The 12,918-nt window shown below is 62.2% G+C and carries 10 protein-coding genes; 7 read left to right on the forward strand and 3 right to left on the reverse strand.

Annotated elements, in window-relative coordinates; translation table 11 throughout:
* Position 1: 1 nt before the first annotated feature.
* The 6 genes from ftsA to JL2886_RS16900 all read left to right on the forward strand — a co-directional run bounded on the left by ftsA (position 2) and on the right by JL2886_RS16900 (position 9,149).
* On the forward strand, positions 2–1,336 hold the full coding sequence (ftsA, locus tag JL2886_RS16875) for a cell division protein FtsA (protein ID WP_065273055.1): 1,335 nt from the start codon (positions 2–4) through the stop codon (positions 1,334–1,336).
* A gap of 428 nt (positions 1,337–1,764) precedes the next feature.
* Positions 1,765–3,435 (forward strand): cell division protein FtsZ, encoded by a 1,671-nt coding sequence (gene ftsZ / locus JL2886_RS16880; protein ID WP_065273056.1) that lies wholly within the window; start codon positions 1,765–1,767, stop codon positions 3,433–3,435.
* A gap of 183 nt (positions 3,436–3,618) precedes the next feature.
* The gene (gene lpxC / locus JL2886_RS16885; RefSeq protein WP_065273057.1) at positions 3,619–4,584 is read left to right on the forward strand and encodes a UDP-3-O-acyl-N-acetylglucosamine deacetylase; all 966 of its coding nucleotides are present in this window, start codon (positions 3,619–3,621) and stop codon (positions 4,582–4,584) included.
* Between the two features lie 250 nt (positions 4,585–4,834).
* Entirely contained in the window at positions 4,835–5,683 is an 849-nt protein-coding gene (locus JL2886_RS16890; protein WP_065273058.1) for an outer membrane protein assembly factor BamD, read from the forward strand.
* 24 nt (positions 5,684–5,707) lie between these two features.
* Positions 5,708–7,354 (forward strand): DNA repair protein RecN, encoded by a 1,647-nt coding sequence (gene recN, locus JL2886_RS16895; RefSeq protein ID WP_065273059.1) that lies wholly within the window; start codon positions 5,708–5,710, stop codon positions 7,352–7,354.
* A gap of 88 nt (positions 7,355–7,442) precedes the next feature.
* Positions 7,443–9,149: a chloride channel protein gene (locus tag JL2886_RS16900; RefSeq protein WP_065273060.1), complete on the forward strand. Its 1,707-nt coding sequence runs from the start codon at positions 7,443–7,445 to the stop codon at positions 9,147–9,149.
* 25 nt (positions 9,150–9,174) lie between these two features.
* On the opposite strand, the gene JL2886_RS16905 is transcribed toward JL2886_RS16900, so the two are convergent.
* Positions 9,175–10,086 carry a LysR family transcriptional regulator gene (locus JL2886_RS16905; RefSeq protein ID WP_065273061.1) on the reverse strand — a complete coding sequence of 304 codons (912 nt, stop codon included), beginning with the start codon at positions 10,084–10,086 and terminating at the stop codon, positions 9,175–9,177.
* Positions 10,087–10,177: 91 nt separating this feature from the next.
* Here JL2886_RS16905 and JL2886_RS16910 point away from each other — a divergent pair, with 91 nt between their 5' ends.
* The gene (locus tag JL2886_RS16910; RefSeq protein WP_065273789.1) at positions 10,178–10,369 is read left to right on the forward strand and encodes a hypothetical protein; all 192 of its coding nucleotides are present in this window, start codon (positions 10,178–10,180) and stop codon (positions 10,367–10,369) included.
* 332 nt (positions 10,370–10,701) lie between these two features.
* Here the strand turns inward: JL2886_RS16910 and JL2886_RS16915 are convergent, their stop codons facing one another.
* Both JL2886_RS16915 and JL2886_RS16920 read right to left on the reverse strand, forming a co-directional pair.
* Positions 10,702–11,043 (reverse strand): DUF427 domain-containing protein, encoded by a 342-nt coding sequence (locus JL2886_RS16915; RefSeq protein ID WP_065273062.1) that lies wholly within the window; start codon positions 11,041–11,043, stop codon positions 10,702–10,704.
* A 62-nt stretch (positions 11,044–11,105) separates the two neighbouring features.
* On the reverse strand, positions 11,106–12,896 hold the full coding sequence (locus tag JL2886_RS16920) for an aminopeptidase P family protein (RefSeq protein WP_065273063.1): 1,791 nt from the start codon (positions 12,894–12,896) through the stop codon (positions 11,106–11,108).
* Positions 12,897–12,918: the final 22 nt, after the last annotated feature.

Raw genomic sequence — 12,918 nt, forward strand, 5'->3', positions numbered from 1 at the left:
GATGACGGATCTTTATCAATCGCAGCGTGCCATGCGGCAGATGCGGCGGCAGGCATTGCAGCGCGGTGTCGTGGCCATTCTGGATGTAGGCAGCTCCAAGATTGCCTGTCTTGTCCTGCGATTTGATGGCTCTGCCCAACCTAATGAAGACAGCGCCATTGGATCGCTTGCCGGTCAATCCGGCTTCCGGGTTATCGGCGCCGCGACCACCCGCTCGCGCGGGGTGCAGTTCGGCGAAATCTCCGCCATGCAGGAAACCGAACGGGCCATCCGCACCGCCGTTCAGGCCGCGCAGAAGATGGCAGGTGTGCGTGTCGACCACGTGATCGCCTGCTTCGCCGGGGCCAACCCGCGATCTTACGGGCTGGATGCAAAGGTCGAACTTCAGGCGCAGGAAGTGTCGGAGAACGAGATCGCCCGCGTCCTGGCTGCCTGCGAGGTGCCGGATTACGGCGCCGGGCGTGAAGTGGTCCATGCTCAGCCGGTGAATTTCGCGCTGGATAACCGCTCGGGCCTGTCGGATCCGCGCGGTCAGATGGGGCAGACCCTGTCGGTGGACATGCATATGCTGACGGTGGATTCTGCCACCGTGCAGAACCTGATGCGCTGCATTCAGCGCTGCGACCTTGAACTGGCGGGCATTGCCTCGTCGGCCTATGCCTCGGGCTATGCGGCCCTGGTTGAGGATGAGCAGGAACTCGGCGCGGCCTGTATCGACATGGGCGGCGGGTCGACCTCGATCTCGGTCTTCATGAAGAAACATATGATCTATGCCGATGCGGTGCGCATGGGCGGCGATCACATCACCAGCGACATTTCCATGGGGCTGGGTGTTCCGATGGCGAATGCTGAGCGGATCAAGACCTTTTGCGGCGGCGTTCATGCCACCGGCGCCGATGATCGCGACATGATCGATATCGGCGGGGATACCGGTGACTGGGAGCACGACCGGCGCACCGTCAGCCGGGCCGAACTGATCGGTATTATGCGTCCCCGGGTCGAGGAGATCCTGGAAGAGGTGCGGGTCCGTCTGGATGCGGCCGGGTTTGAATATCTGCCCAGCCAGCAGATCGTGCTGACCGGTGGCTCCAGCCAGATCATGGGGCTTGATGCCCTGGCCAGTCGTATCCTTGGCCAGCAGGTGCGCCTTGGACGTCCACTTCGCGTGCACGGTCTGCCGCAATCGGCGACCGGGCCGGGCTTTGCCTCGGCTGTGGGGCTCAGCCTCTTTGCTGCGCATCCGCAGGACGAATGGTGGGATTTCGAAATGCCGGTGGACCGCTATCCGGCCCGCTCTCTGCGCCGCGCGGTGAAGTGGTTCAAAGACAATTGGTAAGGCCTGCGCCCACCCCGGTTGAATTTTGGTGACCTGCACCGCACGCGAGGCGATATTGAGCCTGAAAAAAGTCGCCTTTGTGGGCCTTGCCCCCCGTGACAGCGCCGCCCGAAACCGTTAGTTTCGGGTTAACGGACGCATTAAGCGACGAGTCTGAAGGCCGGGCAGTGGCCAGACCGCGATAACTCAGAATAGGAATTCGGTGCCTATGGGCGTCGGGGTTTTCTGGTGTTTGTGGGGGAGCTGCTAATTAACCGCTAGATCTGTCGTCTTAGGCGAAATACCGCAGATTTCCATGGATCAGGGGCCATATTTTGTAGCCGCCGACGCTTTTTGGGATGACGCGACTCCGAGGCTGCGGTACAATTTCCGCAGAAAAGTCAGGAAAAGGCCCTTGCGGGAGGGCTATCAACACAGGCGGAAAGAGCATGACATTGAACCTTTCGTTGCCCGGACAGGAAGAGCTGAAGCCAAAGATCACCGTATTCGGTGTCGGTGGCGCGGGTGGAAACGCGGTCAACAATATGATCGAGAAGGCGCTGGAAGGGGTCGATTTCGTCGTCGCCAATACGGATGCGCAGGCCTTGCAGCAAAGCGCCTCGAAAAGCCGGATCCAGCTGGGTATCAAAGTCACCGAAGGTCTGGGCGCAGGTGCCCGTCCGCAGGTCGGCTCGGCCGCGGCTGAAGAAAGCATCGAACAGATCGTCGATCATCTGGCCGGGGCGCATATGTGCTTCATCACTGCCGGGATGGGGGGTGGCACCGGTACCGGCGCCGCGCCGATCATTGCGCAGGCCGCCCGTGAGCTGGGTGTTCTGACCGTGGGTGTCGTGACCAAACCGTTCCAGTTCGAAGGCGCCAAGCGTATGCGCCAGGCCGAGGACGGCGTTGAGGCGCTGCAGAAGGTCGTCGACACGCTTATCATCATCCCGAACCAGAACCTGTTCCGCCTGGCCAATGAGAAAACCACCTTCACCGAGGCCTTCTCGATGGCGGACGATGTCTTGTACCAGGGCGTCAAAGGCGTGACCGACCTGATGGTCCGTCCGGGCCTTATCAACCTCGACTTTGCTGACGTTCGTGCCGTGATGGACGAAATGGGCAAGGCGATGATGGGCACAGGCGAGGGCGAAGGCGAAGATCGCGCCATTCAGGCCGCAGAAAAGGCCATCGCCAACCCGCTGCTGGACGAAATCAGCCTACGCGGTGCGCGCGGCGTTCTGATCAACATCACCGGCGCTCACGACCTGACCCTGTTCGAACTGGACGAGGCTGCCAATCGGATCCGCGAAGAGGTGGACCCGGATGCGAATATCATCGTCGGTTCGACCCTGGACACCGAAATGGAAGGCAAGATGCGCGTGTCCGTCGTGGCCACCGGTATCGATGCTTCCGACGTGAACACCGACATGCCGGTTGCACGCCGTCCGATGTCGGCGCCGTTGAAGAAAACCGTCAGCGTTGAAGAAACCCGTGCCGCGCCGCTGGAACTGGACGAGCCGGTTGAACAGCCTGCCGTCGCAGCCACGGAAGCCTCGCACGAGGAGCCGACCCTGTTCGAAGGTCTGGACGCCACCGCAGCGCAGGCCGAAGCAGCTCCGGCTGAGACCGAAGCCTATGACGACGACGGCCTGCCGCCGCCTGCCTATCAGCCGCAGGTTCCGGAATTCCAGCCGCAGGCCGATGCCGCCGAAGGCGGGGCCGACAGTTTTGTCGCGCCCAAAGCTCCGGCGCCGGGCACGCCGTCGCCCGAGGCTATCGTGCGTCTGCAGGCCGCCGCGCAACGGGCTCAGCCGCAGCAAGCGGCACCACAGCCCGCGCCGCAACCGCAACAGCGCCCGGCCGCCGCGGCTCCGCAACAGCAGCAGGCGCCCGCACCGCAGCAGGAACAGCGTCGCTTTGGCCTGAATTCGCTTATCCACCGGATGACCGGCAGCGCTGCCGAAGGCGGTGAGGCGAAGCCTCAGCCGGTGCGTCAGCAGCCGCAGGCCCCGCAGCACGCGCCGCAGCAATCCGCCGCGCCGCAACCGCAGCAGCAGGCTGATCCGGATCAGGAACGGATCGAAATTCCGGCCTTCCTACGCCGTCAGGCCAACTGATTTTTCAGAATATCTCGTGAAGAGGGTCGCCATCCGGCGGCCCTTTTTCCTTTTTTTCCAGAAGGTTGCGCGCATCTAGGCAGTGTTTTGCCTATTCGTTACAGGGATGTTTCAATCCGTTACAAAGATTGAGTTGAGCCCGCGCGCCCGTTTCCTTACCTATCATCGGCAACACGGCCCCAGATGGCCGGACCCAGAACAAAGAGGCACAAGGTGCAGAATACCCTGAAAGCATCGGTGACATTTGAAGGCGCAGGCCTGCATTCCGGCCAGCCCGCGCGGATGGTTCTGAAACCGGCTGCGGCGGATCATGGCATCCGTTTCAAACGGACCGATATCGCTTTGGGCAATTCTGTCATCCCGGCCCGCTGGGACTATGTGGAGCGCACTGCCCTGTGCACCCGTCTGGTCAACGCCGCCGGTGTGTCGGTATCTACCGTTGAGCACGTGATGGCCGCACTGGCTGGTTGTGGTGTGCACAACGCCCTGATTGAAATCGATGGACCCGAAGTGCCGATCCTTGATGGCTCCTCGGCGCTGTTTGTGCGCGGGATCATGCAGAAAGGCGTGCGTCGCCTGTCTGCTCCGGTGCAGGTTCTGCAGGTTCTGAAAGAGGTCAGCGTCGAAAAAGATGGCGCAAAGGCGACCATTCTGCCCTGCGACCGGCTGATGATCGAATTCCACATCGATTTCGCCGAACAGGCGATTGGACGCCAGAGCAAGACGCTGGACCTGCGCAATGGGGCCTTTGCCCGCGAGCTGTGCGATAGCCGTACATTCTGCCGCCGCGCTGATGTCGAGGCGATGCAGGCCAATGGCCTGGCTCTTGGCGGTGTGCCGGGCGAGAACGCTGTTGTTTTCGATGGTGAAGAGGTCGAAAGCGGCGAAGGTCTGCGCCATTCGGATGAGCCGGTCCGTCACAAGATGCTGGACGCGCTGGGTGACCTGGCGCTGGCCGGTGCGCCGCTGATGGGGCGCTATATCGGCGAGCGTGCAGGTCATGCCCTGACCAACACCCTGCTGCGGGCGCTGTTCGCAACCCCCGGCGCGGTGCGTCTGGTAGAGTGTGATGCGGCCATGGTGGCCCGCCTGCCGGGGCAGGGGCTGGTTTGGGGGGAAATCCCCGCAGCCATCCGCAAGGTCGCCTGATCCCTGCAGGGATCAGCGCAATCATCAGGACACCGATGGAAGACGGACAGGGGCACTTAGGTGCCCTTTTTCATTTGTCCCTGTGGTCAGGCACCCACCGCTGGGGCGCCGCAGGCTTGACCCGGGCCGACAATCTCTGCCAAGTGAGGGCGAAGTGGGTTAAAGGCGTTTTGCACGCCAATTGAATGTGCTAGACCGGGCATAACCGGGGTGGACACCCGCGAGTCAAATGCGGTGAGGTAAGGCAAAGATGATCGGCATCAGGGCAGGAGCCAAATGGATCGGTGCGGTTGTTCTGATGGCTGCATTGTCGGGCTGCGGCGGCGACGGTGGCGCGGCAGAAAAGGCAGGCGCGCTGGACGGCTATACCCCCAAACAGATCTTTGAACGCGGCGAGTTCGAACTGGAACGCCGCCGGTCCAAGGACGCGGCCTTTTACTTCTCCGAGATCGAGCGCCTCTATCCCTATTCTGAATGGGCGAAACAAGCGCTGATCATGCAGGCCTTTTCCTATCACCGTGCCAAGGATTACGAAAACAGCCGCGCCGCCGCGCAGCGGTTCATCGATTTCTACCCGACCGACGAAGACGCCGCCTATGCGCAATACCTGCTGGCGCTCAGTTTCTATGACCAGATCGACGAAGTTGGTCGCGATCAGGGGCTGACCTTTCAGGCGCTGCAGGCGCTGCGCACCGTGATCGAGGTTTACCCTGACAGCGAATATGCCAACTCGGCAATCCTGAAGTTCGATCTTGCTTTCGACCATCTGGCGGGGAAGGAAATGGAAATCGGGCGCTACTACCTGCGCCACAAACACTACACGTCGGCGATCAACCGCTTCCGTGTGGTGGTGGAGGATTTCCAGACCACCAGTCACACCCCCGAGGCGCTGCACCGTCTGGTCGAGGCCTATCTGTCGCTGGGTCTGGTCGATGAGGCGCAGACCGCCGGCGCGATCCTGGGGCACAACTATCAATCGACAGAGTGGTACCAGGACAGCTATAAACTGCTGACGTCGCAGGGTCTGAAGATGCGTGACCGGGGGAACAACTGGCTGAGCCAGATCTATCGGCAGTCGATCAAGGGCCAGTGGCTGTAACAGCGTTTGCAACGGAGCAAAGTAATGCTGCGCGCGCTTGATATCCGCGATATTCTGATCATCGACCATCTGGAGCTGAACTTTCAGCCCGGTCTCAACGTGCTGACCGGCGAAACCGGCGCCGGTAAATCGATCCTTCTCGACTCCCTTGGCTTTGTACTGGGCTGGCGCGGGCGCGCCGAACTGGTGCGTCAGGGCGCCTCGCAGGGCGAGGTGGTGGCGGAATTCGAACTGTCCGAGGGCCATCCGGCCCACGCGGTTCTGGAAGAGGCAGGCCTGCCTGCCGGGCGCGAACTGATCCTGCGCCGCGTCAATACTGCCGAGGGCCGCAAGACGGCTTGGGTGAATGACCGGCGCTGTTCGGGCGAGGTGCTGCGCGCGTTGTCGGAAACTCTGGTGGAACTGCATGGCCAGCACGATGATCGAGGCCTTCTGAACCCCAAGGGCCACCGCAGCCTGCTGGATGCCTTTGCCGCGGTGCCGGACCTGCTGTTGCAGACCCGTGCGGCCTGGACGACGGCCGCCAAGGCCCGCAAGACGGTGGAGGCCACCCGCGCTGCACTGGATGCGGTGCGCGCCGAAGAGGAATTCCTGCGTCACGCAGTTGAGGAACTGGACAAGCTGAACCCGGAGCCAGGCGAGGACGAGACGCTGGATGCGCGCCGCCGCCAGATGCAGGGGGCAGAGCGGGTCCGAGGCGATATCGCCCGTGCTTATGCGCTGCTGAGCGAGGGGGCCGATCCGTCGCTGGGCGAGGCGCAGCGCTGGCTGGAAGGTGTTGAGGGCGCCGAGGAGATCGGGCTGACAGAGCCGCTGGCGGCGCTCAGCCGGGCGATGATTGAACTGGGCGATGCGCAAGATGGCGTCGAACGGGTTCTCTCGGCGCTCGATTTCAATCCCGGCGATCTGGAAGATTGCGAAGAGCGACTGTTTGCGATCCGTGCCTTGGCGCGCAAGCATGACGTTCTGCCTGATGATCTGGCCGCCTATGCCGATACCCTGCGCGAAAAACTGGCGGCACTGGATGCAGGCGATAAGGATCTGGCCGATCAGGAGGCCGCACTGCGCGACGCCGAGGCGGCTTATGCAGCGGCTGCGGAGACGCTGAGTGCCGCGCGCCGTGACAGCGCGCTGGCGCTGGACACAGCGGTGATGGCTGAACTGGCGCCCCTCAAGATGGAGCGCGCGGTTTTTGAAACCCGGATCACCGCAGGCGCCCCGGGCCCGGAGGGCCACGACGATGTTGCCTTTACCGTGGCGACCAATCCCGGCGCCCCGGCGGGTCCGCTCAATAAGATCGCCTCGGGCGGGGAACTGAGCCGCTTCCTGCTGGCCCTGAAGGTCTGCTTGCGCGGTGAGGATCGCGACAAGACGCTGATCTTTGACGAAATCGACCGCGGGGTCGGTGGTGCCACTGCTGATGCGGTGGGGCGGCGCCTTAAATCCCTTGCCTCGGGCGGGCAGGTGCTGGTCGTCACCCATTCGCCGCAGGTCGCCGCCCAGGGCGCGCATCACTGGCGGGTGCAGAAACGCGTCACCGATGGCATGACCCTGTCGGAGGTGGTGCCGCTGAGCGAGACGGAACGGGTGGATGAAATCGCCCGGATGGTGTCTGGCGATACCATCACCAAAGAAGCGCGCGCCGCCGCCGGAGCCTTGCTGACCGGCTGACGCACGGGTCACGGTCCTGTGTGCTCAGTGTTGGTGGTTTGGCAACTTTTCTCTGCTTTGAGGGGGGGCAGGAAACTGAAGGCGAACAATGAAGCATAATTCCCGGACCGGGGCAAAGGTGCTGGCGATGCAGGGTCTTGCATGGCTGCGCGATGTCTGGCGTATTCTTTTGCATCGCGGGCCAAGCCAGTTTCAATTCTGGATGATAGCCCTGCTGTTCGGTATCTTTGCCGGTTTTGCGGCCTTGCTGTTCCGAAAGGGGATTACCGCCTTTCAGGCTTGGATCTATGGCGCCGAGGATATTCATTTTCTGCACAGTTTCGCGCAGGATCTGCCGTGGTACATGCTGCTGGTGATCCCCACCGTGGGTGGGCTGGTCGTCGGAATCATCCTGCACAATTTCACCCCCGATGGGCGGGTGCGTTCGGTTGCCGATGTGATCGAAGGGGCGGCAATGCGCAATGGTCGCGTCGAAATCCGCGCCGGGCTTGGGTCGGCCATGGCGTCCTTCCTGACGCTGTCGACCGGCGGATCGGCCGGCCGTGAAGGGCCAGTGGTGCACCTTGCAGGCGTCATTTCCAGCTGGGTCAGCGACCGGATCAAGGCCGATGGCATCACCGGGCGCGATCTTTTGGGCTGTGCGGTGGCAGCGGCGGTTTCTGCCAGCTTTAACGCGCCTATCGCCGGTGCGCTGTTCGCGCTTGAGGTGGTGTTGCGGCATTTTGCTGTGCATGCCTTTGCGCCCATCGCCATCGCCTCGGTCGCGGGCACGGTGATCAACCGGTTGGAATATGGCGATGTCACGGAATTCACGCTGACCACGCCGGGCGCCTTGCAGTTCTATGTGGAGCTACCTGCCTTTTTGATGCTCGGGCTGATTTGTGGACTGGTGGCCGTGGTGCTCATGCGCTCGATTTTTTGGGCAGATCGAGTGGGAACCGATATCCAGACAGCTCTATCGATCCCGCGCTGGCTGCGCCCGGCGGTCTCTGGCTTTCTTCTGGGGGCGATTGCGATCTGGTTTCCGCATATCATCGGGGTTGGCTATGAGACGACGGTGCTGGCGCTTACCGGTGGGTTGGTGTTGTCGCAGGCCATCCTGTTCACCGTGGTGAAAACAGCTGCCGTGGCCATCACCATGGGTGGACGCATGGGGGGCGGGGTGTTTTCACCGTCGCTGATGATCGGGGCGATGACCGGCCTGTCCTTTGGGCTGATCGCGACCTCGGTCCTGCCGGAAGTGTCAGGGACGCATACGCTTTATGCCTTTGCGGGCATGGGGGCGGTCGCGGCAGCCGTTCTAGGGGCGCCGATCTCGACCACGCTGATCGTGTTCGAGCTGACCGGAGACTGGCAGATCGGCCTTGCGGTCATGGTGTCGGTCTCCCTGTCGACGGCGCTGGCCTCGCGGCTGGTGGACCGGTCGTTCTTCCTGACCCAGCTGGAGCGGCGCAATCTGCATTGCGCGGCCGGGCCGCAGGCCTATCTGCTGGCGCTGCTGCAGGTGGGGGGATTGATGCGGCCGCTGGGGGATCCGCGCTGCGCCACGCCAGAGGACTGCGCGCCGCTGGTTGATCAGGGACTGATGCTGCGCCCCGATCAGTCGCTGGAGGCGGTGCTGCCTGTGTTCGACCGGGCGGATGTGCCGTTCTTGCCGGTGGTTGCTCCGGATGACGTGCCCGCGCCGAGCGATGCTGAGCAGCAGGGCCGCCTTCTTGGGGTGCTCTACCACGTGGATGCGCTGAAGGCCTATAACCGCGCCCTAGTGGCAACGGCTGCAGAGGAACACAGCTAAGACCCGGGGGCGGTTCTGATGTGCCTCAGTTGGCGGGCTGTTTCAGGGTTTCGGTGAGAATCTCACGCAGCCATGCCAATCTGGATGATCCATCGAACCGGCGATGCCAGACCAGATCAAATTCTGCATCCGGAACGCTCAGCGGTAGCGGAGAACTGCTGAACCCCCGGAACGCAGAATTTATTAGCATGGCCGGCAGGGTGGCAACCGTGTCGGTGCCACGGATCACTTCGGCCAGCAGCCAGACATTCGGCACGCTGACGGCAATGTCGCGTGACAGGTTGAGGGCCTCCAGCGCGCTCTGCACGGTGCTTTTGTAGGGGCCGCCGAAATCCAGCGTGGCATGGCTGGCGCCAGAGTAGTCGTAGACGTCCTTTATCGGTCCGCGCACCTCAGGATCGTAAAAGACCCGGAAGCCCTCGGAGAAAAGATGCGCATGGCACAGGGTCGCGGGATAGACTTCGGGGCGGGGGGCAATGGCAAAATCGGCAATCCCACGCTCCAGAAGGTTTTCGGCATTCGCGCTGGGGCCTAGCTCGCGGAACACCATGCGTTTTCTGGGAACTTCCTGCCAGATGCGCGTGCACGTTCGGTTGACCTCGGGGACAAGAACGCCACCGTTTGTGGCGATCACAAAAGGATCGGGGTCATTGGCGGGGACGTATTCCCCATGGTCCACCAGCGCATCCATCTGGGCCAACAGGCGTCGGACCTTGGGCACCAGGCGTTCCGCGCGTGGGCTGGGAACGATCCCGCGCCCGGCCTGCACGAACAACTTGTCGCCTATGATGCAGCGCAGTTTTTCCAGGTTGTGACTGACGGTGGATTGGCTGATGTTCAGTCGCTCAGCGGCCTTGCTGACGGACATTTCATCGTAAACTGTTAAAAAGACCCGAAGCAGGCGACCACTCAACTGAGATGTATCTACGTCACGCATTTATTAATTTTTTCTTTCGCTGGATTGGATGAACCGCTTTTTTAAGTAAAGTTAACGGCAACGGGCGTAAATGGGGTGCGGAAGGGAAAATATGCGTACTTATAAATTCGACCCGAAAGAGGTCGAAGTACAAAACAAAACGAGCGAGCAGGACAAAGAACAGGCGGCCCTCGAAGCGTTGGTCAACTACGCAATCGAATGCGCCAGAGACGCAAATGTCTTTGGGTCGGGGGAAGCTCTGGAACAGGCAAAACGGCATTTGGTCCGTTCTGTACTGTTGTAGGGGTGATCTGCTTTCAGGCTGTTGGGCCACTTTGAAATCCTGATATCGGGGCGGTCCTGATGGGCCGCTTTGACCGGCCGTGGGCGCCGGAATAGGTGCCGACCGTGATCTAGCTTCGAGCCCCTCATTGGCAAGGGCACGGAAGTATAGGCGGTCCAAAATTTTGTATAATTGTTAATGATACGCGCAGGTCGCGCGGTACCGCTGTCGGTCAGTTTAAATTTAATGATTGCAATCGGTTCTTAGTGGCTTTGAAAACGGCACAGCGCCGGTAAAACGCTGTGCCGCCTAGAAGCTGTGCCGTAAAAGGCGGCCCTGCTGACCCGGCAGATTCAAATCTGTTCGATCTTCACCGAGTCACTGGGATAAAACGCCAAATAGCCTTTTATTTCGCCCACGTCACTGATTGGGTCCTCATAGCTCCAGACAGCGTCTTCGGTCACCGAGGATTTGTTTACGATGGAAAAATAGGTGGCATCGCCCTTGTGCGGGCAATGCGTCGTCTTGCTGCTCGGATCGAGAAAGGCCATGGCGATGTCTTCGCGTGGGAAATAGATGACCGGCGCATGACCCTCTTCGCTCAGCTCTAGTGCGCGGCTGGTTTCGCCCAGAACGGCCCCGCCCGAGCGCACCACCCAGGTGCCATCTGCCTTGCGAATTCGGATCTTGCTCATGTTATTTTCCCCATCTCGTCATTGGTATGCATGTCTTGCCCCGGCAATGTAACAGCCGGGTATCAGATCGCCGCAGTCGCCACGTCCAGCCAGGCCTGTGCGGCAGGGCTGATCATTGGGCGGATTTTCTGGGCGACCTGCGCATGATAAGCATTCAGCCAGTCGCGTTCTTCCCTTGATAGCATATCTGCGTCAATCAGCCGCCGGTCGATCGGGACAAAGGTCAGGGTGCGCCAGTCCAGCATGTCCCGCTCTGCGTCGCCGCCGGGCAGGGCAGGGGCCTTTTGCGCGACGATCAGGTTCTCGATCCGGATGCCAAAGGCACCTTCGCGGTAATACCCCGGTTCATTGGACAGGATCATACCTGGCTGCAGCGGCACCGCAGAGGCGCGGCTGAGGCGCTGCGGGCCTTCGTGCACGCTGAGGTAGGCGCCGACGCCATGGCCCAGACCATGATTGAAATCCTGCCCGGCCAACCACAGCGGCATCCGCCCGATGGCCTCGATGTCGCGCCCGGCCAGTCCCTGTGGCCAGCGCAGGCGCGAGATTGCGATCATGCCCTGCAGCACGCGGGTAAAGGCGGCGCGCTCCTCGGCTCCCGGGGCGCCAATAGCAATGGTGCGGGTGATGTCAGTGGTGCCATCCAGATACTGCCCGCCGCTGTCCAGAACCAGCAGATCGCCGTCCTGCAGTACCGTGTCAGTCTCGACCGTGACGCGGTAGTGGATCACGGCGCCATTGGCGCCGGTGCCCGAAATGGTGTCAAAACTGATATCGCGCAGCCTGTCGTCCCGGCGGCGCAGCGTTTCCAGCTGTTTGACCACGTCGATTTCGGTGATGCTGCCCGGGGCCTGGTCGTCGAGCCAAGCCAACAGCTCCACCACAGCGGCGCCATCGCGCAGGTGGGCGGCGGCGCTGCCTTCGATCTCTGCCGCGTTCTTGCAGGCCTTGGGTAGGGCGCAGGGGTCGCCTGTCGGCTGAAGACGGTCGCCCAGAGTCTCGGCAACGATCTGCGGCAGGCTGTCCCGGTCCACCGCCACAGCGCCATTGAGCGCGCCCACGGCATTCAGGAAACCGGCAGGTGGATGTACGGTTACGCCTGCGCCCAGATGATCCGCCAGCCCCTCCAGTTTCGACGGGTCCATGAACAGGTCCACACGCGCATCACTGTGCAGGATGGCAAAGCCATGGGCGACCGGATTGCGTGGAATGTCCGACCCGCGGATGTTCAGCAGCCACATGATGCTGTCGGGTAGGGTGATCAGGGCGGCCTCTTGTCCGGCCTCGCGCAGGCCCTTGGCCAGCCGTCCGCATTTGTCGGCGGCGCTTTCCCCAGCGTAGGCCTCGGGGTGGGCGATGACGCGCTCTGCGGGCGGTGCGGGCTGGTCCTCCCAGATCCGGTCCACCAGGTTTTCGCAATCCACAAGCATGATGCCGCTGCCGTCCAGCTTCCTGCGCAGGTCGGCGATCTGACCGGTGGCATGCAGCCAGGGATCAAACCCGACCCGCCCGCCGTCCGGCAGTTGGTCCTTCAGCCAGTCGTGCAGCTGGACCTCGGGCCAGGGCACCGGGGTATAGACATCGGCAACCTGCTGTTTCACCTGCGTGCGGTAGCGCCCGTCGATGAAAACGCCCGCGACATGGGACAAGGCCGCGCAGAACCCCGCAGAGCCGGTAAAGCCGGTCAACCAGGCAAGCCGGTCGTCCCGCGGGGCGACGTATTCACCCTGATGCGCATCGGCGCGGGGCACGAGGAATCCATCCAGCGCCTCTCGATCCAGCTCTGCGCGCAGCGCCTGCAGCCGGGGTGGCCCCTGATCCGGGCGGGCGGTGACGTCGAATGACTGAAACATGGGGAGCCTCCTGCGTTGGCGG

This window comes from Phaeobacter gallaeciensis (genome assembly GCF_001678945.1).
Classification (GTDB): domain Bacteria; phylum Pseudomonadota; class Alphaproteobacteria; order Rhodobacterales; family Rhodobacteraceae; genus Phycobacter; species Phycobacter gallaeciensis_A.